The sequence below is a fragment of the Pseudomonas fluorescens genome (assembly GCF_001307275.1).
GTDB lineage: Bacteria > Pseudomonadota > Gammaproteobacteria > Pseudomonadales > Pseudomonadaceae > Aquipseudomonas > Aquipseudomonas fluorescens_AA.
This window is the reverse complement of sequence record NZ_CP012831.1, coordinates 2,956,517-2,977,624: the sequence shown is the minus strand read 5'-3', so window position 1 is coordinate 2,977,624 and position 21,108 is coordinate 2,956,517. Positions and strand designations below refer to the sequence as shown.

The 21,108-nt window shown below is 62.8% G+C and carries 22 protein-coding genes and 1 other RNA gene; 11 read left to right on the top strand and 12 right to left on the bottom strand.

The genetic code is table 11. From position 1 onward, the window contains the following. Nucleotides 1–453 precede the first annotated feature (453 nt). Both argA and argE read right to left on the bottom strand, forming a co-directional pair. Nucleotides 454–1,752 (bottom strand): amino-acid N-acetyltransferase, encoded by a 1,299-nt coding sequence (gene argA / locus AO356_RS13105; RefSeq protein WP_053126389.1) that lies wholly within the window; start codon nt 1,750–1,752, stop codon nt 454–456. Between the two features lie 137 nt (nt 1,753–1,889). Beyond that, nucleotides 1,890–3,047: an acetylornithine deacetylase gene (gene argE / locus AO356_RS13100; RefSeq protein WP_060740146.1), complete on the bottom strand. Its 1,158-nt coding sequence runs from the start codon at nt 3,045–3,047 to the stop codon at nt 1,890–1,892. Between the two features lie 158 nt (nt 3,048–3,205). Here argE and AO356_RS13095 point away from each other — a divergent pair, with 158 nt between their 5' ends. Continuing rightward, a complete protein-coding gene (locus tag AO356_RS13095; RefSeq protein ID WP_053189063.1) occupies nt 3,206–4,573 on the top strand; it encodes an inorganic triphosphatase in 1,368 nt (455 codons plus the stop codon). 131 nt (nt 4,574–4,704) lie between these two features. Here the strand turns inward: AO356_RS13095 and AO356_RS13090 are convergent, their stop codons facing one another. Continuing rightward, nucleotides 4,705–5,175 (bottom strand): Lrp/AsnC family transcriptional regulator, encoded by a 471-nt coding sequence (locus AO356_RS13090; RefSeq protein WP_060743113.1) that lies wholly within the window; start codon nt 5,173–5,175, stop codon nt 4,705–4,707. Nucleotides 5,176–5,301: 126 nt separating this feature from the next. On the opposite strand from AO356_RS13090, the gene AO356_RS13085 reads away from it, so the two are divergent. From AO356_RS13085 to AO356_RS13065, 5 genes are all read left to right on the top strand, one after another. Beyond that, nucleotides 5,302–5,640 (top strand): hypothetical protein, encoded by a 339-nt coding sequence (locus AO356_RS13085; RefSeq protein ID WP_060740145.1) that lies wholly within the window; start codon nt 5,302–5,304, stop codon nt 5,638–5,640. A 145-nt stretch (nt 5,641–5,785) separates the two neighbouring features. After that, nucleotides 5,786–7,570, top strand: a complete 1,785-nt coding sequence (locus tag AO356_RS13080; RefSeq protein WP_060740144.1) for a GspE/PulE family protein — start codon at nt 5,786–5,788, stop codon at nt 7,568–7,570. A 189-nt stretch (nt 7,571–7,759) separates the two neighbouring features. Next, nucleotides 7,760–8,680: an SPFH domain-containing protein gene (locus AO356_RS13075; protein WP_014340768.1), complete on the top strand. Its 921-nt coding sequence runs from the start codon at nt 7,760–7,762 to the stop codon at nt 8,678–8,680. A 9-nt stretch (nt 8,681–8,689) separates the two neighbouring features. Then, nucleotides 8,690–9,139 carry an NfeD family protein gene (locus tag AO356_RS13070; RefSeq protein ID WP_060740143.1) on the top strand — a complete coding sequence of 150 codons (450 nt, stop codon included), beginning with the start codon at nt 8,690–8,692 and terminating at the stop codon, nt 9,137–9,139. A 68-nt stretch (nt 9,140–9,207) separates the two neighbouring features. Beyond that, entirely contained in the window at nt 9,208–9,525 is a 318-nt protein-coding gene (locus AO356_RS13065) for a DUF2388 domain-containing protein (RefSeq protein WP_060740142.1), read from the top strand. A 180-nt stretch (nt 9,526–9,705) separates the two neighbouring features. Here the strand turns inward: AO356_RS13065 and gcvH are convergent, their stop codons facing one another. The 8 genes from gcvH to AO356_RS13025 form a co-directional block, all read right to left on the bottom strand. Next, nucleotides 9,706–10,089, bottom strand: a complete 384-nt coding sequence (gene gcvH, locus AO356_RS13060; protein ID WP_060740141.1) for a glycine cleavage system protein GcvH — start codon at nt 10,087–10,089, stop codon at nt 9,706–9,708. Between the two features lie 52 nt (nt 10,090–10,141). Continuing rightward, nucleotides 10,142–11,224: a glycine cleavage system aminomethyltransferase GcvT gene (gcvT, locus tag AO356_RS13055; RefSeq protein ID WP_060740140.1), complete on the bottom strand. Its 1,083-nt coding sequence runs from the start codon at nt 11,222–11,224 to the stop codon at nt 10,142–10,144. Nucleotides 11,225–11,379: 155 nt separating this feature from the next. Next, nucleotides 11,380–12,996 (bottom strand): ABC transporter permease, encoded by a 1,617-nt coding sequence (locus tag AO356_RS13050; protein WP_060740139.1) that lies wholly within the window; start codon nt 12,994–12,996, stop codon nt 11,380–11,382. Nucleotides 12,997–13,084: 88 nt separating this feature from the next. Next, nucleotides 13,085–14,089, bottom strand: a complete 1,005-nt coding sequence (locus tag AO356_RS13045; RefSeq protein ID WP_060740138.1) for an extracellular solute-binding protein — start codon at nt 14,087–14,089, stop codon at nt 13,085–13,087. A 217-nt stretch (nt 14,090–14,306) separates the two neighbouring features. Then, nucleotides 14,307–15,524 (bottom strand): 2-octaprenyl-3-methyl-6-methoxy-1,4-benzoquinol hydroxylase, encoded by a 1,218-nt coding sequence (locus AO356_RS13040; protein ID WP_177431715.1) that lies wholly within the window; start codon nt 15,522–15,524, stop codon nt 14,307–14,309. 67 nt (nt 15,525–15,591) lie between these two features. Continuing rightward, the gene (gene ubiH / locus AO356_RS13035) at nt 15,592–16,779 is read right to left on the bottom strand and encodes a 2-octaprenyl-6-methoxyphenyl hydroxylase (RefSeq protein ID WP_060740136.1); all 1,188 of its coding nucleotides are present in this window, start codon (nt 16,777–16,779) and stop codon (nt 15,592–15,594) included. Further along, nucleotides 16,776–18,110 carry a Xaa-Pro aminopeptidase gene (pepP, locus tag AO356_RS13030; protein ID WP_060740135.1) on the bottom strand — a complete coding sequence of 445 codons (1,335 nt, stop codon included), beginning with the start codon at nt 18,108–18,110 and terminating at the stop codon, nt 16,776–16,778. Before pepP ends, ubiH begins: the two co-directional genes overlap by 4 nt. A 25-nt stretch (nt 18,111–18,135) precedes the next feature. After that, nucleotides 18,136–18,690, bottom strand: a complete 555-nt coding sequence (locus AO356_RS13025) for a YecA family protein (RefSeq protein ID WP_060740134.1) — start codon at nt 18,688–18,690, stop codon at nt 18,136–18,138. Between the two features lie 130 nt (nt 18,691–18,820). On the opposite strand from AO356_RS13025, the gene AO356_RS13020 reads away from it, so the two are divergent. The 4 genes from AO356_RS13020 (at nt 18,821) to AO356_RS13005 (ending at nt 20,289) form a co-directional block, all read left to right on the top strand. Then, on the top strand, nt 18,821–19,030 hold the full coding sequence (locus AO356_RS13020; RefSeq protein WP_003177365.1) for a TIGR02449 family protein: 210 nt from the start codon (nt 18,821–18,823) through the stop codon (nt 19,028–19,030). Next, complete coding sequence (locus tag AO356_RS13015; RefSeq protein ID WP_039590276.1) at nt 19,027–19,344, top strand: cell division protein ZapA; 318 nt, start codon at nt 19,027–19,029, stop codon at nt 19,342–19,344. The genes AO356_RS13020 and AO356_RS13015 overlap by 4 nt, the downstream gene beginning before the upstream one ends. Nucleotides 19,345–19,374: 30 nt before the next feature. Next, nucleotides 19,375–19,554: non-coding RNA, 6S RNA (gene ssrS / locus AO356_RS13010), on the top strand. A gap of 117 nt (nt 19,555–19,671) precedes the next feature. After that, a complete protein-coding gene (locus AO356_RS13005; RefSeq protein ID WP_060740133.1) occupies nt 19,672–20,289 on the top strand; it encodes a 5-formyltetrahydrofolate cyclo-ligase in 618 nt (205 codons plus the stop codon). 23 nt (nt 20,290–20,312) lie between these two features. Here AO356_RS13005 and AO356_RS32825 read toward each other — a convergent pair whose 3' ends face one another. After that, nucleotides 20,313–20,459, bottom strand: a complete 147-nt coding sequence (locus AO356_RS32825; protein ID WP_177431714.1) for a hypothetical protein — start codon at nt 20,457–20,459, stop codon at nt 20,313–20,315. 195 nt (nt 20,460–20,654) lie between these two features. Between AO356_RS32825 and AO356_RS13000 the strand changes: the two genes are divergently transcribed. After that, nucleotides 20,655–21,104: an EVE domain-containing protein gene (locus AO356_RS13000; RefSeq protein WP_060740132.1), complete on the top strand. Its 450-nt coding sequence runs from the start codon at nt 20,655–20,657 to the stop codon at nt 21,102–21,104. The last annotated feature ends 4 nt before the right edge of the window (nt 21,105–21,108 follow it).

The following is a 21,108-nucleotide window of genomic DNA, read 5'->3' as shown; positions in this document are numbered from 1 at the left end:
CGTTTTCTAATTCTTGTGTGTCTTTGGTTCCGGATCGAACGCCCGGAATCCGCGGATGCGCGATTAGCGCCAGACCGTGACTGACAAGTCAATCGTAACCATTTGTGACTACGACCAAGGTCTAACCCCGCTACACCGGCCCGCAGAATAATGGATTCTCTATAAATCCAAAAAGAATTGTTTCGTTAGTTTTCAGCTCGTTTCGACATATGGTTGCCAGCAAAGCGTCATCAAGCCGTGGAAAGGCTTATCGGCGATAGCGAGGATTACTGAATGGTGTTTTATCGGGCTTTTTGCGAGGTCCGCTCATCCTGCGGCGAAATAGGCTCCGGCGCCTCCAATGGCTTCGATCCTGATCACGACGGCTCGCGCACGGTGCGATCTTGAGCGTTCCAGACTAGCTGCTCATTGTCTGAAATCAAGATCGCGGTCGCGCAAGGGTTCAGGACGGCTCTACAGGGCTTTTTCGAAGATCTTCGAATTACGCTGATAGTTGTAGAGTGACGCCCGCGCTGCCGGCAGACGGTCGACGCTGCTGGGCTCGAAACCGCGTTCGCGGAACCAGTGGGCGGTCCGGGTCGTCAGCACGAACAGCGTCTTGAGCCCTTGGGCCCGAGCCCGGGTTTCGATTCGCTCCAGCAGTTCATCGCCCCGGCCACCGTGGCGGTATTCCGGGTTCACCGCCAGGCAGGCCAGCTCCCCGGCATCCGAGTCGGCGATCTGGTACAGCGCCGCGCAGGCGATGATCATGCCTTCGCGCTCGACCACGCTGAACTGCTCGATCTCGCGTTCCAGCACTTCGCGGGAGCGACGCACCAGAATCCCCTGCTCTTCCAGTGGGCTGATCAGGTCCAGCAGGCCGCCGACATCTTCGATGGCCGCTTCACGTACCACCTCGAATTGCTCCTGGGCCACCAGCGTACCGCTGCCATCGCGGGTGAACAGTTCAGCCAGCAGCGCGCCATCCTCGGCATAGCTGACGATGTGGCTGCGTGCGACGCCGCCACGACAGGCCTGGGCCGCCGCATCCAGCAGTTCGGCCTGATAGTCGCTGCCCAGGCGTTGCATGTGGCCCGGGACCTGTTGCGGGCGCAACTCCCGAACCAGCCGTCCGTCCTCGCCGATAAGCCCTTGCTCGGCGCCGAACAGCAACAGCTTGTCGGCCGCCAGGTCGATGGCCGCCCGGGTGGCGACGTCTTCACAGGCCAGGTTGAAGATCTCCCCAGTGGGCGAATAACCCAACGGCGACAGCAACACGATGGAGCGCTCGTCCAGCAGGCGGTTGATGCCCTTGCGATCGACCCGGCGCACTTCACCGGTGTGGTGATAATCCACGCCTTCGAGCACCCCGATAGGACGCGCGGTGACCAGGTTGCCGCTGGCGACCCGCAGCCGCGAGCCCTGCATGGGTGAGGAGGCCATGTCCATGGACAGGCGTGCCTCGATGGCGATGCGCAACTGGCCGACCGCGTCGATCACGCACTCCAGGGTCGCCGCATCGGTGATGCGCATGCCGTGGTGGTAATGGGGCGTCAGGCCCCGTGCCGCGAGGCGGGTCTCGATCTGCGGGCGCGAACCGTGGACCAGCACCAGGCGTACGCCGAGGCTGTGCAGCAGCACCAGGTCATGGACGATGTTGCCGAAATTGGGGTGTTCCACCCCGTCGCCGGGCAGCATGACGATAAAGGTGCAATCGCGGTGGGCGTTGATGTAGGGCGAAGCGTGACGAAGCCAATTGACGTATTCGGGCATGAACCTGGACCTGTAATAAATAACAGCCAAAAAAAGACGAAACAGAACGCACAACGGGCTGGTGGTTATCGTCGGAACAGGCTTGGCGACACGCGCGCTCTCCTCATGTGATGAATACGGGCCCGCAAGGGCACAATTTAACCGGCCGTGGCCGGCGTCAGGCAGTAATGGCCGATCAACTGCCGCAACAGCTGTACGGTAGGTTGCAAACGTGACATTTCAAGGTACTCGCCCGGTTGGTGGGCACAGGCGATATCGCCAGGACCGAGCACCAGGGTTTCGCAGCCAAGGCGCTGAAGATAAGGCGCTTCGGTGCCGAACGCCACTGCTTCGGCGCGATGGCCGGTCAGTCGTTCGGCCACGCGGACCAACTCGGCGTCCTCGGCCTGCTCGAACGGCGGCACTTCGGGGAACAGCGGCGCATAGTCGATCTTGACCTGGTGTCGCTCGGCAATCGGCTCGAGCTTCTGCCGGATCGCCGCCCGCAGCACTTGCGGGTCCATGCCCGGTAACGGCCGCAGGTCGAATTCCATGGAACACTGGCCGCAGATCCGGTTGGGATTGTCGCCACCGTGGATGCAACCGAAGTTCAGGGTCGGTTGTGGCACGCTGAACTGCGGATTACGGAATTCACGCTGCCATTGCAGGCGCAGGCCACGCAATTCGCCCATGGCATCGTGCATAGCTTCCAGGGCGCTGCGGCCCAGGCTTGGGTCGGAGGAATGGCCGCTGCGCCCGAGAATATCGATGCGCTCCATCATCACGCCCTTGTGCAGGCGAATCGGTCGCAGGCCGGTCGGCTCGCCGATCACCGCCGCGCGCCCCAACGGTCGACCGGCATCGGCCAGGGCCCGGGCGCCGGCCATGGAGCTTTCTTCGTCACAGGTCGCGAGGATCAGCAGCGGTTGCTTGAACGGTTGGTCCAGCAGCGGCTTGACCGCTTCGATGGCCAAGGCGAAAAAACCCTTCATGTCGCAACTGCCCAGGCCCACCCAACGGCCATCGACCTCGGTGAGCTTCAATGGATCGGTCTGCCATAACGCACCGTCGAACGGCACCGTGTCGCTGTGACCCGCCAACACCAGGCCGCCGGGACCACTGCCGAAACTGGCCAGCAAATTGAATTTGCCGGGGCTGACCTGCTGGACATCGCAGGAGAACCCCAGCTCGGTGAGCCAGCCTGCCAGCAGCTCGATCACGGCACTGTTGGACTGGTCGAGCCCAGGTTGGGTACAGCTGACCGAAGGCGTGGCGATCAGGGCAGCGAATTGATCTTTCATGGACGGCAAAGGCATCGCTGACTCCAGGCTTACAGATTGATGTCCATCATAGAACCATCCGGCGCAAGGAATAAACCGTCGCGGCGCGTAGGATGATCGAGTCCTGTACACTGCACGGCCTTGGCAGCCACACCTTCCCCCGGCTGCGCACCCGATCCCTGGATTTTCCGGCCATGCAGAAAGAAACCGAAATCAAACTCCGCGTCAGCCGCGAGACCCTGGCAGCCTTGCGCGAGCATCCGCTGCTGAAAAAACGCAACAAGAGTGGCTGGGAACGCCACGAATTGATGAACCAGTATTTCGACACGCCAGAACGCGACCTGGCCCGGGCCAAGGTCGCCCTGCGCCTGCGCCGCGACGGCGAAGAGGTGATCCAGACCCTCAAGACCCGTGGCCAGAGCGTCGCCGGCCTGTCCGAACGCAATGAATACGACTGGCACCTGCCCAAGGCCAAGCTTGACCTGAAGAAGCTCGACGGCGAGTGCTGGCCCGAGGCCCTGGCCGAACTGGACAAAAAAACCCTCAAGGCCATCTTCACCACCGATTTCGTCCGCGAACGCGCTGAAATCGCCTGGGGCCGTGGCAAAAGCAAGGTGGTCATCGAAGCCGCCCTGGACCTGGGCCACGTCGTGGTGGGCAAGCAGAAGGAAGAAATCTGCGAACTGGAGCTGGAATTGCGCGAAGGCGAGCCCGCCGCCCTGCTGGAACTGGCCGCCGAGCTGGCCGCGACCCTGCCCTTGATGCCGTGCGACATCAGCAAGGCCGAGCGTGGCTATCGCCTGCATGACGCGGGCAGCTATGCCTTGAGCCTGCCGGCCCCGCAGTTGACCGCCGAAACGCCGCTGGATGACGCCTTCGCCGCGCTGAGCTGGCATTTGCTCGGCAGCAGCCAGCGCCTGGCCGAACAATACCGTTTCAACGGCCACTGGCGCCTGCTGCAGGACTGGGTGGAAAACCTCGCCGAACTGCGTGCCCTGCTCAGCAGCCTCGGCCAGGCCGCGCCACGCCAATCGACCCACGACCTGCGCCTGGCCCTGGACGCGTTGCTGGAAGACTGGCGTCCGCTGGTCCAGGCCGGCCTGGACGACGAAGACGTGCGCAAGGCCGCGCCGGAACAGTTCCTTGAAGAGCTGCAAGACCCGCGCTGGGGCCTGTTTTCCCTCAATACCTCACGCTGGCTGCTGGCCCGCAGCTGGGCCGCCGAGCGCAACACCCGTGGCAATCGCCAGGGCGCGGCGCAACTGGGCAGCTGGCTGCCACGTCTGTTGGGGGAAGAATCCTCGTCCCTGCAATTGCAACGCTATCAGCAGCAGCCGGAAGACCTCGCCGAGCAACTGCCGCGTATCGAACGCATCCAGGCCTGGCTGCACCACGCCCGTCATGTGCTGGAGATCCCGGAAATGGATCGCCTTTATGGTGAGCTGAACAAGCTGGCGCAACTGGCCAACCAACCCATCACCGACGAAACCCTGGATGCACGCAAGCAGCAGGCGATTGCGGTGTACCAGAATCGGGCTTGGAAGACTTTGCTGCGCCTGTGATGCCGCCATCGCGAGCAAGCTCGCTCCCACAGGGGTTCAGCGTTGTAACCACATCTAGTGGCCGCTGAAGATCAACTGTGGGAGCGAGCTTGCTCGCGATGAGGCCAGCACAAACACCCTGGAAACAAGCTTCAGCGCACCACCGGCAAACTCGTCGTCGACTTGATCTCCGACAGCGCCACGATCGAATTCACTTCCTGGATCCCCGGCACCATCGACAGCTTTTCGAAAAAGAATCGCTCATACGCCTCGATGTCCGCCGTGACGATACGCAGCAGAAAATCCACCGCCCCCATCAACACATAACACTCCAGCACTTCGGGGAAGCCGCGAATCGCCTCGGTGAACTCGGTGAAGTTCGAACGGCCATGGGCGTTGAGTTTCACTTCGGCGAAGATCTGCGTGTTCAGGCCGATTTTCTTGCGATCCAGCAACGTCACCTGAGCACGGATGATGCCCTCCTCCTTCATCCGCTGGATCCGCCGCCAGCACGGCGATTGAGACAAGCCGACCTGCTCGGCGATTTGCGCACTGGACAGCGAGGCATCCTCTTGCAGCAGCGCCAGTATCCGGCGGTCGTAGCCATCCAGCTCGCTTTGCATAAACAAACCCATAAATAATGATTTGGAGAATCAAGCGATTCGAAAAATCGCTAGAACCACTCATCTTAGATAAGAAATACCCCGCGACACATGTAAATATTTCTCCCGAATCCCAGGAGACCACCCATGCCCCCACTCGAAGCCGTTGCCACAACCACGACCCGCGCGGACGTCTGGCACGCCGCCAATGCCCATTGCCGAGTGCAGTACCAGATGCTGGCCGAGGCCGAGCCGGATCTGCTGTGCCGGGCGTTGAACCTGTTTGCCTTGCAGGGCCTGACGCCACGGCACGTGCGCGTCGAGCGCCTCGACGATCTGCTGTCGCTGGACATCGGCCTGGATGGGCTGAGTTGGCACCGAGCCCAGGTGATCGCTGAAAAACTACGTAACCTGATCGGCATGTGCTCGGTGGACCTGCAAAGCGCTGAATTTACGAGGGTTGAGCCGACCCAGGCGGCCGGCTGAGCGCCCCACGGGCAAGACCTGGTAACGCATTGGTCGGGTAGTGGCCCAACGGACCACAGGGTCGGGACTATTCTTTTGCAGACCGAGCGAGGACGCCGAAGCGTCTGTATCGCGGCTTTGCTGCAATTGTCCAATAGGAACCCGCATGTCCACCAAACACGCCACTCAGGACCGCTGGCTGGACCTCAATGATCTGCTGCGCCAACTGGTCACCCAGGGCTTCATCAGCCAGGATTCAGCCGAAACCGCGCTCAACGCCCGCCGACGCCACAGCGCCAATAGCCAGCTACATCCGCTGGAGTTCATTGCCAACCAACACCTGGACGACCTCAGTCGACCCGGCAAGCGCCTGGACCTGGAGAACCTGACCCTGTGGTTGTCCCAGCAGGCCGGCCAACCCTACATGCGCATCGACCCGCTGAAAATCAACGTAGCGGCCGTGACGCCCTTGATGTCCTATGCCTTTGCCCAGCGCCACAAGATCCTCGCAGTAGCCGTCGATCGTGACGCCGTCACCGTTGCCAGCGCACAACCCTACGTCAGCAGCTGGGAAGCCGACCTGACCCACGTGCTCAAGCTGCCGATCAAGCGGGTGGTCGCCAACCCGGTGGATATCCAACGCTTGAGCGTGGAGTTCTATCGCCTGGCCAAATCGGTCAGCGGCGCCACCACGACCGACCAGCAACCGAGCAACCTGAGCAATTTCGAACAGTTACTCAACCTGGGGGCCAGTGACCAGGAGCCGGACGCCAACGACGCTCACATCGTCAATATCGTCGACTGGTTGTTCCAATACGCCTTCCAGCAGCGGGCCAGCGATATCCACATCGAACCGCGCCGCGAGCAGGGCACGGTACGGTTTCGCATCGACGGGGTGCTGCACACCGTCTATCAGTTTCCGCCGCAGGTCACGATGGCGATCGTCAGCCGCCTCAAGAGCCTGGGGCGGATGAACGTCGCGGAAAAACGCAAACCCCAGGACGGCCGGGTCAAGACCAAGACCCCGGACGGCGGCGAAGTGGAATTGCGCCTGTCGACCTTGCCCACGGCGTTCGGCGAAAAAATGGTCATGCGGATCTTCGACCCGGAAGTGCTGCTCAAGGATTTCGACCAGCTCGGTTTCTCCGCCGACGACCTGCGCCGCTGGCAGGACATGACCCGCCAGCCCAATGGCATCATCCTGGTGACCGGACCTACCGGTTCCGGCAAGACCACCACCCTCTACACCACGCTCAAGAAACTGGCGACGCCGGAAGTGAACCTCTGCACCATCGAGGACCCGATTGAAATGGTCGAGGCATCCTTCAACCAGATGCAGGTCCAGCACAACATCGACCTGACCTTCGCCGCCGGGGTACGGGCACTGATGCGACAAGACCCGGACATCATCATGATCGGTGAGATCCGTGACCTGGAAACCGCTGAAATGGCGATCCAGGCGGCGCTGACCGGGCACCTGGTGCTGTCGACGCTGCACACCAACGACGCGCCGAGCGCCATCAGCCGCCTGCTGGAGCTGGGTGTGCCCCATTACCTGATCAAGGCCACCGTGCTCGGGGTCATGGCCCAACGGCTGGTGCGCACCCTGTGCCCGCAATGCAAGGCCCCGCTGGCCCTGGACGAAGACGACTGGCAGACCCTGACGCGGCCCTGGCAGGCACCGTTGCCGAGCAATGCCCAACAGGCCGTCGGCTGCCTGGAATGCCGCGACACCGGTTACCGCGGCCGCGCCGGTGTCTACGAAATCATGCAACTGACCGACAGCATCAAGGCCTTGATCCACCCCGACACCGACCTGCTGGCGGTGCGCCGCCAGGCCTTCAAGGAAGGCATGCGCAGCCTGAGGCTGTCGGGGGCGCAAAAGGTGGCGGCGGGCTTGACCACCGTCGAGGAAGTCCTGCGCGTGACACCGCAGAGCGAACAGAAGTAGCTGTGACGAGAGGCTGTGGGAGCAAGGCTTGCCCGCGATGAAAATGACGCGGTCTCCCGGGGAAGCAAGGCGCCTGCATCGCGAGCAAGCTTTGCTCCCACAGAGTTTGCTCCCACAGAGTGAGGATAATGGCCGCTTGCCCTACACTCAGGGCTCGCAGGTCCATCTCAACTCGCACAGGGAACCGTCATGCAGATCGGTAGCGTACTTTTACTTTTCATCGGCCTGGTGGTCGCCATTCTCTTCATGGGCTTCAAGGTCGTGCCCCAGGGCTACCAATGGACTGTCGAGCGGTTCGGCCGCTACACCAACACCCTCAAGCCCGGCCTGAACATCATCATCCCGGTGATGGATCGCATCGGGCGCAAGATCAATGTCATGGAAAGCGTGCTGGACATCCCGCCCCAGGAAGTCATCACCGCCGACAACGCCACGGTACAGATCGACGCCGTGTGCTTCTTCCAGGTGGTCAATACGGCCCAGGCGGCCTACGAGGTGAATAACCTCGAGCACGCCATCCGCAACCTCCTGCAAACCAATATCCGCACCGTGCTGGGGTCCATGGAGCTGGACGCGATGCTGAGCCAGCGCGACGGCATCAACGAAAAACTGCTGCGCACCGTCGATGAAGCCACGGCGCCGTGGGGCATCAAGATCACCCGGATCGAGATCAAGGACATCAGCCCCCCGGCCGACCTGATGGCCGCCATGTCGGGGCAAATGAAAGCCGAACGTATCAAGCGCGCCCAGATCCTCGAAGCCGAGGGCCTGCGCGCATCGGCGATTCTCACCGCCGAAGGCAAGAAGCAGGCGCAGATCCTCGAGGCCGAGGGCAGCCGCCAGGCGGCGTTCCTGGAGTCCGAGGCCCGCGAGCGCCAGGCGCAAGCCGAAGCGTTGGCCACCCAGGTGGTGTCCCAGGCCATTGCCGACGGTAACGTCCAGGCCGTGAACTACTTCGTCGCACAGAAATACATCGATGCACTGGGCAAACTGGCGTCGGCCAACAACAGCAAGGTGATCCTGATGCCGCTGGAAGCCAGCCAGGTCATCGGTGCGGTCGGTGGCATCGGCGAGATCGTCAGGGCCACCTTCGACAGCAAGAAAGCCTGAGGCGCGCGTATGTGGGGGTTCCTGCAACACATGTCGTACTGGGACTGGCTGGCGCTGGGCGTCATCCTGCTGATCCTTGAAGTGTTCGGCGCCGGTGGTTACCTGCTGTGGATCGGCATGGCCGCCGCGGCAGTCGGCGTGCTCACGTTCTTCCTGCCGCAGATGCCATGGGAGCTGCAGTTCCTGTTGTTCGGCCTGTTCGCCATCGCCACGGCACTGTACTGGTGGCGACGCCAGCGCAGCGCTGTGCGCCAAAGCGATCAGCCGCACCTGAACCTGCGCGGGCAGGAACTGATCGGCAAGGTCTTCCTGGTGCATGAAGCGATTGTCGATGGCCGCGGCAAGATCAAGGTGGCCGACAGTGTCTGGCTGGCCAAGGGGCCCGAATCGCCCGTTGGCACGCGGGTCAGGGTGGTGGCGCAGGAGGGCGCGGTGCTGCAGGTGGAACGGGCTGACTGACAAGTCATGGAACTGAATCGAGACGCAGGTAATCCAACGTCATAGTTAACCCAGTGGAGTCACCTATCATGCGTCTCAAACTTGCTGTCGCTACCCTAGCCTTGCTGTCTCTTCCTGTTGGCTCGGCAATGGCCGACACGTTTTGGCGTAACGTCATCTCGTCCGGTGCGACCACCGGTTCCACCTACCTGACCTTCAAGGATCACAAACTGATCGTCGCCGCCCAGGACGACGCCGGCAGCTTCGTCGCCAGCGATGGCGGTATCCGTGGCCCTTACCTGGAAGCGGCGATGCAGAAAGTGCGTGCCGATAACCCAGGCCTGCACGCCACCGACATGGAACTGGCCAACGCGATCCTGGCGAAAAACGCCGTCGCCCAGGACTGATGCCCGGCCAATAAAAAATGCCGCTCGATGAGCGGCATCTTTTTGCCCGGTGAAAATCCCAGGGCTATCCCAACCCCCTGTGGGAGCGAGCTTGCTCGCGATAGCGGAGTGTCAGCCCACATCAATGCCGCTGATCCACCGCTATCGCGAGCAAGCTCGCTCCCGCAGGTGCAGTCGTCCTTATTCGCCGATGGCAGCCTTGTAACCCGCCGCGTCCAGCAACTTGTCCAGCTCAGCCGTGTTGCTTGGCTTGAGCTTGAAGATCCAGGCGCCGTACGGATCGGAGTTCAGCAGCTCAGGCGAACCGCTCAGTTCTTCATTGACTGCAATCACTTCACCTGCAATCGGGGAATAGATATCGGAAGCGGCCTTGACCGACTCCACCACGCCGGCCTGGGCGCCCGCCTCAAAGACCGTGCCGACCTCGGTCAGCTCGACAAAGACCACGTCGCCCAAGGCTTCCTGCGCATGATCACTGATGCCCACGGTAACAGAGCCGTCGGCCTCCAGACGCGCCCACTCATGGCTTTCGGCAAAACGCAGTTCGGCAGGGATATCGCTCATATTCTGTGTCCTCAATAGAAAGTGTCAGCGGCCAGCGGCCCGCCGCAAAAGGTTAGATCAGGGTTTTGCCATGGCGGACGAAGGTCGGTTTGACCACCCGTACCGGGTACCACTTGCCGCGAATTTCTACCTCGGCACGGTCGGCGGTTGCCATCGGAACACGTGCCAGGGCGATCGACTTGCTAAGCGTAGGAGAAAAACTACCACTGGTGATCTCCCCTTCGCCAACATTGGCGATGCGAACCACCTGGTGGGCGCGCAAAACACCCCGTTCTTCCAGCACCAGTCCGACCAGTTTGTGCTGCACACCGCTGGCCAGCTCGGTCTCCAGCGCGCTGCGCCCGATGAACTGACGGCTCGCCGGTTCCCAGGCGATACTCCAGGCCATGTTCGAGGCCAGCGGTGAAACATCCTGGTGGATATCCTGGCCGTAGAGGTTCATGCCGGCCTCCAGGCGCAAGGTGTCGCGGGCGCCGAGGCCGATGGGCGAAATGCCTGCGCCGACCAGGTCGTTGAAGAAACTCGGGGCCTCCTGGGCGGGCAGGACGATTTCCAGGCCATCTTCGCCGGTGTAGCCGGTCCGGGCGATGAACCATTCGCCGTCGGCGCGCCCTTCGAAAGGCTTGAGTTGCTGGATGATTTGCCCACGGGATTGCGTGACCAGCTCGGCAATCTTCTGCCGGGCGTGGGGGCCCTGGATCGCCAGCATCGCCAGCTCGGGGCGCTCATGCAGTTGCGCGTCGTAGTCACCGAGTTGTGCCTGCATCCAGGCCAGGTCCTGATCGCGGGTCGAGGCGTTGAAGACCAGGCGATAACCGTCTTCGACACGGTAGATGATCATGTCGTCGACGATGCCGCCGCGCTCATTGAGCATCGCGCTGTACAAGGCACTGCCTGTGTCTTGCAAGCGGTCGACGTCATTGGCCAGCAAGCGCTGCAGCCAGACCTTGGCCTGGGGGCCGGCGACGTCGATCACGGTCATGTGGGATACATCGAACACACCGCAGTCGCGACGCACCTGATGGTGTTCTTCGACCTGCGAGCCGTAATGCAAAGGCATATCCCAACCGCCAAAATCGACCATCTTCGCGCCAAGGGCGAGATGAAGGTCATACAGAGGCGTACGCTGTCCCATGGGTTTCTCCTTCCGGGCTTGGCGAAGGTGCGGACGGACACTGCGTAGCGCGAACGTCTGAAAAAAGGAGTTTTCTGACGCTCTCAGTTGCCCGGTCCGACAGACGGACCGCACCGAATGCCGCGCATTGTAGCCGCATGAGGTAGGACTGGCACCTAGCTGTTTCGATGGGCCGAACGTCGTATCAATCCGATGACCGGCAACAGCCCCACCAATACCAACGTCAGCGCCGGTAACGCGGCCCGGGCCCACTCCCCTTCGCTGGTCATCTCGAAGATCCGCACCGCCAGCGTGTCCCAGCCGAACGGGCGCATCAGCAACGTCGCGGGCATTTCCTTGAGCACATCGACGAACACCAGCAACGCCGCGCTCAAGGTGCCGGGCAACAGCAACGGCAGATACACTTTGAAAAACAGTCGCGGGCCACTGACCCCAAGGCTGCGTGCCGCTTCGGGCAAGGACGGACGAATGCGCGCCAGGCTGCTCTCCAACGGCCCGTAGGCCACGGCCAGGAAACGCACCAGGTACGCCAGCAACAGCGCCGACAGGCTGCCCAGCAACAATGGCTTGCCTGCACCGCCGAGCCAGGTCGACAGCGGGATGACCAGCTCACGGTCCAGGTAGCTGAACGCAAGCATGATCGACACCGCCAGCACCGAACCGGGCAAGGCATACCCCAGGTTCGCCAGGCCGACGCCGGCACGAATCGGACGGGTCGGCGCCAGCCGCCGGGCGAACGCCAGCAGCAAGGCCACACAGACGGTGACCAGCGCCGCCAGGCCGCCCAGGTAGAGGGTATGGACAATCAGCCCGGCATAACGCTCATCCAGGTCGAAACGACCGCGTTGCCAGAACCACACCACCAACTGCAGCACCGGGATGACAAACGCGCAGGCAAATACCAGGAAGCACCAGCCACTGGCCGCCACGGCCTTGAGGCCGCGCAACGTGTACAACGCCTTGACCCGGGGCCGCTCGTTACTGGTCCGGTGAGCGCCGCGGGCCCGGCGTTCGCCGTAGAGCACCAGCATCACCGCCAGCAACAGCAGGCTGGCCAGTTGGGCAGCGCTGGAAAGGCTGAAGAAGCCGTACCAGGTCTTGTAGATGGCGGTGGTGAAGGTGTCGAAGTTGAACACCGACACCGCGCCGAAATCCGCCAGGGTTTCCATCAGCGCCAGCGCCACGCCCGCACCGATGGCTGGCCGGGCCATCGGCAGCGCCACGCGCCAGAACGCCTGCCATGGCGACTGCCCCAGTACCCGGGCAGCCTCCATCAAGCCCTTGCCCTGGGCCAGGAAGGCACTGCGCGCCAACAAATAGACATAAGGGTAAAAGACCAGCACCAGCACCAGGATCACCCCGCCGGTGGAACGAACCCGGGGCAGGCGCAGGCCGCTGCCGAACCATTCACGCATCAGCGTCTGCACGGGACCGGCGAAATCCAGCAGGCCAACGAAAACGAACGCCAACACATAGGCCGGAATCGCGAACGGCAGCATCAACGCCCAATCGAGCCAGCGACGTCCCGGGAATTCACACAGGCTGGTGAGCCAGGCGAGGCTGACACCCAGCAAGGTCACGCCGACACCCACGCCAAGGATCAAGGTGAGGGTGTTGCCCAACAAGCGCGGCATCTGCGTATCCCACAAGTGGGACCAGATTTGCTGGTCGATGCTCTGCCAGGACAGCAGCAAGACACTCAAGGGCAACAGGACCAGCGCAGCGATGGCGAAGACCAGGGGGTACCAGCGGCGTTGGGCGGGGTGGGCCAAGGGGAGCTCTCGTTCAAATGATGATGCCCGCGCATTGGCGCGGGCATCTATTTTATAACCACCACAGGGAATCGTGCCTGGCTTGGGGTTAATTCCAGCCAGCGCGATCCATCATGCGAATGGCTTCGGCCTGGCGTTTACCCGCGACTTCCACCGGCAAGGTGTCGGCCTTGAACGAGCCCCAGGCCGCCACTTCCTTGGACGGCTCGACCTTCGGGTTGGCCGGGAACTCCTGGTTCACGTCGGCGAAGATGCTTTGCGCTTCTGGCGTGGTCATCCACTCCACCAGTTTCTTGGCGGCATCCGGATGCGGCGCATGCTTGGTCAAGCCAATGCCCGAGAGGTTGATGTGCACGCCGCGATCAGCCTGGTTCGGCCAGAACAGCTTCACCTTCAGGTCCGGCTTCTGCTGGTGCAGGCGGCCATAGTAGTAGGTGTTGACGATACCGACATCGCACTGGCCAGCATTGATCGCTTCAAGCAATGCGATGTCATCGGAGAACACGTCGGTGGACAAGTTCCTGACCCAGCCCTTGAGGATTTCCTCGGTTTTTTCCGCACCGTGGGTTTCGATCAGCGTGGCGGTCAGGGACTGGTTATAGACCTTTTTCGAGGTCCTCAGGCACAGACGGCCTTCCCACTCTTTGCCGGCCAGCGCTTCATAGGTGGTCAATTCGCCCGGTTTAACCCGGTCGGTGGAATAGACAATGGTCCGCGCCCGCAGGCTCAAGCCGGTCCAGGCGTGGGACGAGGCGCGGTATTGGGACGGGATGTTGGCGTCGATCACCGGGGAGGTGAACGGCTGGAGAATGCCCATCTGCTCGGCCTGCCAGAGGTTGCCGGCATCGACGGTGAGCAGCAGGTCGGCGGTGGCGTTCTCGCCTTCGGCCTTGATCCGCTGCATCAACGGCGCTTCCTTGTCGGTGATGAACTTCACCGAGACGCCGGTTTTCTGGGTGTAGGCATCGAAGACCGGCTTGATCAGTTCATCGATACGCGAGGAGTAGACCACCACCTCATCGGCGGCCTGGGCGGCAGTGGTGCCGATCAGGGTCAAGGCGAGGACGGACAGCAGGCGCTTGGTTGCCAACATGATAGCGGTCTCTGGATGGCGAAAGAGGCGCAAATGATAAGGACTCACATTTGGCATCTCAATCGAACAGTGGGTGGACACATTTCCAAATGTTGCACAGATGGAGTGAGGTGGCTGTGACGGCCTCATCGCGAGCAAGCTCGCTCCCACATTCGAACCGGTGACGACTGTGGGAGCGAGCTTGCTCGCGATGAGGCCATAAGCCCCAACCCACATCTCAGGCCTTGGCCAAATCCGGCAAGTCCCCACTCAACCCCAGCGCCTCGCGCACGAACAAGGCCTTGGCCTCAGGCAGGCGGTCCACCAGCTTCAGCCCGGTGTTGCGCAACCAGCGCACCGGCAGCGGATCGGCCTGGAACAACCGCTCGAAGCCCTCCATCGCCGCCATCAGCGCCAGGTTGTGGGGCATGCGTCGGCGCTCGTAGCGGCTCAACACCTTCACGTCCGCCAACCGCTCGCCACGACCAGCCGCGTGCAACAGCACTTCGGCCAGCACGGCGGCGTCGAGGAAGCCCAGGTTCACCCCCTGCCCGGCCAATGGATGGATGGTATGGGCCGCGTCGCCGATCAACGCCAGCCCTTCGGCCACATAGCGCTTGGCATGTCGCTGGCGCAGCGGTACGCACAGGCGCGGGTCGGCGCTCAGTACCGGGCCAAGCTGGCCTTCGAAGGCGCGTTCCAGTTCGTTGCAAAATTCGCTGTCATCGAGCGCCATCAAGCGCTGCGCTTCTTCGGGGGTGGTGGACCAGACAATCGAGCACCAGTCGTGCTGGCCGTCACGCTCAAGGGGCAGGAACGCCAGCGGGCCGTTGTCGGTGAAGCGCTGCCATGCCGTCATCCGATGCGGCCGGGTGCTGCGCACGCTGGTGACGATGGCGTGGTGCAGGTAATCCCATTCGCGCGTCGCCACGCCGGTCAGGCGGCGCACAGCGGAATTCGCGCCATCGGCGGCAATGACCAGGGGCGCCCGCAACGTGCGGCCATCGGCCAGGGTCAGCAGCCAGTCGTCGCCAGAACGACGCATCTGCTCCAGCCGGGCGTTGGCCAACAAGCCCAGGTCGCAGTCATGCAGGCGGTCCAGCAGGGCATCCTGCACCACGCGATTTTCCACGATGTGCCCAAGCGTCTCGGCATGCAGGCTGGCCGCGGAAAAATGGATCTGCCCGGTGCCACTGCCGTCCCAGACGTGCATGTCGGTGTAAGGGCTGGTACGCCGGGTGGTGATGCCCTGCCAGACGCCCAGGCGATCGAGGATCCGCTGGCTGGCCGTCGACAAGGCACTGACCCGGGGCTCGAACGCGGCCTGGGGATCGAAGGGCTTGACGCTCATCGGGCTGCCGTCGAGCAACAACACTTGCAGGCCACTGCCCTGCAACGCCAGCGCCAGGGCGCTGCCGACCATACCGGCGCCGACAATCAGCAGATCTGCACGCAATTCCATGCTCTAAGCCTGTTTTGCGGGCGACATCAGCCGCCCATGAAAAGAAATGACCACCTCAGCCTCAAGCATCGGGACGCGTCCCCAGCCCCATGGCCTGGCGGGCGAACCAGCGCTTGGCCGGCGGCAGCAGGTCGAGGCCCAGCAAGCCGAGGTTGCGGCCCAGGGACACCAACGGCAGGCTGCTGCCGAACAGCCGCGTGACCTGGTCGGAGAAGCCCACGGTCAGGGCCTGGTCCATGCGCTGGCTCTCGCGGTAGGCTTGCAACACAGCAAAATCCCCCGGCTCGCGGTCGCTGTCGAGCAAGGCATCGGCCAGGGCCTGGGCATCGCGCAGGGACAGGTTGAACCCCTGCCCGGCAATCGGATGCAGGCTGTGGGCGGCATTGCCCAGGATCGCCAGGTGCGGACGGACCTGCTCTTCGGCCTCCACCAGCGCCAACGGGTACAGGTGCCGTACACCCACCTGCTTCAGCGTCCCCAGGCGATAACCGAACACACCCTGCAATTCGGCGAGGAAGCTGCGCTCGTCGAGGGCCGCCAGCCGTTGCGCGTCCATGCCCTGGCGGGTCCAGACCAGCGCGCAACGATTCTCCGGCAGCGGCAACAAGGCCATCGGGCCGTCATCGGTGAAGCGTTCGAAGGCCATGCCATTGTGGGCTTCGCTGGGGGTGATGTTGGCGATCAAGGCGCTCTGGTCATAGGGACGACTGCGTACGCCGACCCCCAACTGCTCGCGCAGGCTGGAGCGACCACCATCGGCCAGAACGGCAAGGTCGCACTCCAGGGTGGTTTCGTCGTCGAGGGTCAGGCGATAACCGCCGACCAGTGGCTCCATACGCGTAACCTGCGCCGGGCAGCGCCAACTGACCACCTCCGGGTCCAGGCCTTGCCACAGGCACTGGCCGAGCCAGGCGTTTTCCACCACGTAGCCCAGCGCCGGCACGCCCTCTTCCATGGCCGACAGCCGCGCGGTGGAAAACCGTCCGCGATCGGACACATGGATCTGCTTGATCGGTTCGGCACGACGGGAAATCTCCTGCCAGACACCCAAGCGTTGATAAATCTGCCGGGCACCGTAGGACAATGCCGAAGACCGGGCATCGTAGCTTGGCTGCCAGGCGTCGCCGGGGGCGAAGGGCTCGATCAGGATGATCCTCCAGCCCCGGGCCTTGGCACCGGCCTGCAGGGCCAGCGCCAGGCTCGCGCCGACCAGGCCACCACCGATGATCGCCAGATTGACCCGGCTCATGCCGCTTGCGTCCGGGCGGCGGCCATCAGGGCCTCGATGTCGGCGACCGTTTTCGGCACGCCTCGGCTCAGGATTTCACAACCGGTTTTGGTCACTACCACGTCATCCTCGATGCGCACGCCAATGCCGCGCCATTTTTTCGCGACACTGCGGTTGTTCGGGCTGATATAGATGCCCGGCTCCACCGTCAGCGTCATGCCGATTTCCAGGACCCGCCACTCGCCGCCAACCCGGTATTCGCCCACATCATGCACGTCCATGCCCAGCCAATGGCCGGCGCGGTGCATGTAGAACGCCCGGTAGGCCTCGCTGGCAATCAACTCGTTCACCTCACCCTCCAGCAGCCCCAGGTGCACCAACCCTTCGGTTATGACCCGGACCGTCGCTTCGTGGGCCTGGTTCCAGTGCTTGTCCGGTGCGATCTGGGCAAACGCGGCTTCCTGGGCGGCCAGCACCACTTCGTAGATCGCCTTCTGCTCGGGCGAAAACTTGCCGCTGACCGGCCAGGTACGGGTGATATCGCTGGCGTAGCAGTCGATTTCACAGCCGGCATCGATCAACACCAGGTCGCCGTCCTTGAGCAGCGCATCGTTCTGCTGGTAGTGCAGGATGCAGCTGTTGCGCCCCGCCGCGACGATCGAGCCATAGGCCGGCATCTTCGCCCCGCCCTTGCGGAATTCATAATCGAGCTCGGCCTCCAGGCTGAACTCGTGCAACCCCGGGCGCGCCGCCTGCATCGCCCGGATGTGCGCCTGGGCGGAGATCCGCGCCGCTTCGCGCATGACCTTCAGTTCCGCCGCCGATTTATACAGGCGCATATCGTGCAGCAAGTGATCCAGGGCAACGAATTCGTTCGGCGGCTGGGCGCCGAGGTGGGCCTTGGAGCGAATCACGTTGATCCACTCCATCAGGTGCCGGTCGAACTCCGGGTTGCTGCCCATGGCCGAATACACCCGGTCGCGGCCTTCGATCAGGCCCGGCAGGATGTCGTCGATGTCGGTGATGGGAAACGCGTCGTCGGCGCCGAAGTCACGGATCGCCCCTTCCTGGCCGGCGCGCAGGCCGTCCCACAACTCACGTTCGGCGTTGCGCTCGCGGCAAAAGAGGATGTATTCGCCATGGGCGCGGCCGGGCATCAGCACCAGCACCGCTTGCGGCTCGGGGAAGCCGCTGAGGTACTGGAAGTCACTGTCCTGGCGGTAGACATGCTCGACGTCGCGGTTGCGGATCGCAACGGCGGCGGCGGGCAGGATTGCGATGCTGTTGGGTTCCATCTGCGCCATCAGGGCCTTGCGGCGACGGCTGTATTCCGATTTCGGGATATGAATCATGGGCAGACGGGGTTCCCTCTGAAATTCAATGCAAGGACGGCTTGGGAGCCGCTGCATCGGTTTTCTTGGTCTCTGTGAACAGTAGCAATGGTGCGACCCGCAGGTACTCCATCACTTCCATGTAGTCGCTTTCGCCGTCATCGGACTCTTCCAGGGCATCCTGGACCTGGGAGATCGCGGCCAAGTCCTGCAGCACTTCCTTGGCCTCTTCGCTCAGCGCGTATTCGCGGCGGGTCAGGCCGAAGCCGGCAAGGAAGCCCTGGCACCACTGGCCCAGCGCCGCGGCGCGCTCGGCCAGGGGGGCGTCGTCGGTGGGCAGCAGCAGGACGACGGTCATGTCATCGCTGGTCAACTCGCCCTTGACCATTTCCTGCAGGCCGATCAGCGCGTTACGGACGTTGTCCGCCGGCTCGCCTTCCAGCAGCTCGGCGGCGTCGGCCAACCAGCCGTCGGCATCGAAACCGGCGCCGGCGCAACTGCGGCCGAGCAACAGGCCATGCAGTTCGGCAGGCGATACAGGGTGACCGCTGGTGCTCAGCAGGGTGGCGAATGCTTGATACGGGGAATTCTGAATGGGCATGGGCAGCTAGGCGCCAGACGGCGCTATGTCTAGAATGGAGGCCTTGTATCCTACATCGACAGACTCGCCAAGACTATCAGAGGCTGTGCGACCCACATCCCTCCATCAGACACATTCTTCAGTGGACACAATGGAAGACACCGACCTGCAAGCGCTGATGGCCAGACTCGAACTGCTAATTGACCGGGTCGAGCAACTTAAGAGCCAAAACGGACTCCTATTAGCTCAGGAAAAGACCTGGCGCGAGGAACGCGCGCACCTCATTGAAAAAAACGAAATCGCCCGGCGTAAGGTCGAATCGATGATTTCGCGCCTCAAGGCCCTGGAGCAAGACTCATGAGTTCAAGCAATAGCGTTACCGTGCAGATCCTCGACAAAGAATATTCGATCATCTGCCCCCAGGAAGAGCGCAGCAACCTGGTGAGCGCCGCCCGTTACCTGGACGGCAAGATGCGCGAAATCCGCAGCAGCGGCAAAGTCATCGGCGCCGACCGCATCGCCGTAATGGCCGCCTTGAACATCACCCACGACCTGCTGCATCGCCAGGATACGCCGGACGTACAGGTCAGTGGCTCGACCCGTGAGCAGGTACGCGACCTGCTCGATCGGGTGGATCTGGTGCTCGCCACCGATCCAGACGTCAGCAAGGGCTGATTCGCGAGGCTGCCTGGGGTATACTCGCCTCACTCCCTGGGGTGCTTGCCAGTTGGTGATGTCCCTGAGCCGATACGCACAACCACGGGGGTTGCACGTTGGGGCCGGTGTGCATGTCCGCTTGACGGAAAGCCTTAACGCCTCCTGCAACTTCCACCTTGAACTTTCGGGTTCAAGGGCTAAGCCGACAGCGGTTCATCCGGGGAGCCTGACTCCAGACAATGCCAGTCCATGTGGACTGGCATTGTCGTTTCCGGGCGCAGGCATTTCTGAGCGTCCTGTTTTGCGGTTACGCTGTACGGCATCGCCACTGCGTGAAGCCTCGACATGACTGAACCCGCGCTGCTGCCCCGCCCGCAACTTCGCCGCCTGCTGCGCCAGGCCCGTCGCGCCCTGACGCCCGCCCAGCAACGGCAAGCCGCCCGCGGGCTGTACAAACAACTGGCCCAGCATCCGTTGTTCCGCCGAGCGAAGCACATCGCCCTGTACCTGCCCAACGATGGCGAGATCGACCCGCGCCTGCTGCTGCGCGCAGCCCAGCGCCGGGGCAAGGCCACCTATCTGCCGGTGCTCAGCCCGTGGCCGCAGACCAAGATGGTGTTCCAGCGCATCCACCCCGGCGAAAAAATGCAGCCCAACCGGTTTCGCATCCCCGAGCCATGCAAGAACATCGCCCGACAACGCAAGGTCTGGACGCTGGACCTGGTGTTGTTGCCATTGGTGGGATTTGACGATGCGGGAGGTCGGCTAGGCATGGGCGGCGGCTTTTACGACCGCAGCCTGGCGTACCTGGCGCGACGCAAGCAGTGGCGCAAGCCGACGCTGTTGGGGCTGGCCCATGAGTGCCAGAAGGTCGAACGATTGGCGCAGGCAAGCTGGGACGTGCCGTTGCAGGGAACGGTCAGCGACAGGCAATGGTATATCGCGGGGTTGACGCCGCGGTAATCAGCGGCGCCTGGAAAGCAGGTTCAGCGTTTGAGCGTTGGCGCGGGCTGGGTGATATCCACCGGCGCCTCGGTCTTGTTGGCCCACAGGCTCTGGGCGTAACCCGTGGTCACGACACCCAGTCCGAACAGAATGACCAAGATCCACAACAAATCCGGTTTGCGTTTCATCGATTGCCCCCCTCAAGGCATATCACACACGATGACAGCAGCGGTTTTCTTATTGGCCGTGCAGCAGCGTCAAGCTTGGAAGGCCGGCATTTTGCGGCAAGCTGCAGCGACACGCAAACTCTGGCGTCAACCGACTGTCGGTTTGTCATAAAATCGCCGAACTATTTTGATACCCGCCGCCCAGGAGAAAAAATCATGGCCTATTGGCTGATGAAGTCCGAGCCCGACGAATTGTCCATCCAGGGCCTGGAAAAGCTCGACCAGGCGCGCTGGGACGGGGTCCGCAACTACCAGGCGCGCAATTTCCTGCGGGCGATGGCCGTCGGCGATCAGTTCTTTTTCTACCACTCCAGTTGCCCCGAGCCGGGCATCGCCGGGATTGGCAAAATCATCCAGGCAGCCTACCCCGACCCTACGGCCCTGGACCCGGACAGCCATTATTTCGACCCCAAGGCCGGCCCGGATAAAAACCCCTGGACCGCAATCGACGTGGCGCATGTCGAGACCTTCCCCCGCGTCCTCAAGCTCGACTACCTCAAGCAACAGGCCGCCCTGGCCGAGATGCCCCTGGTGCAGAAAGGCTCGCGGCTTTCGGTGATGCCGGTGACCGCCGAGCAGTGGGCGGCAGTGATTGCCCTGCGCTGAACCT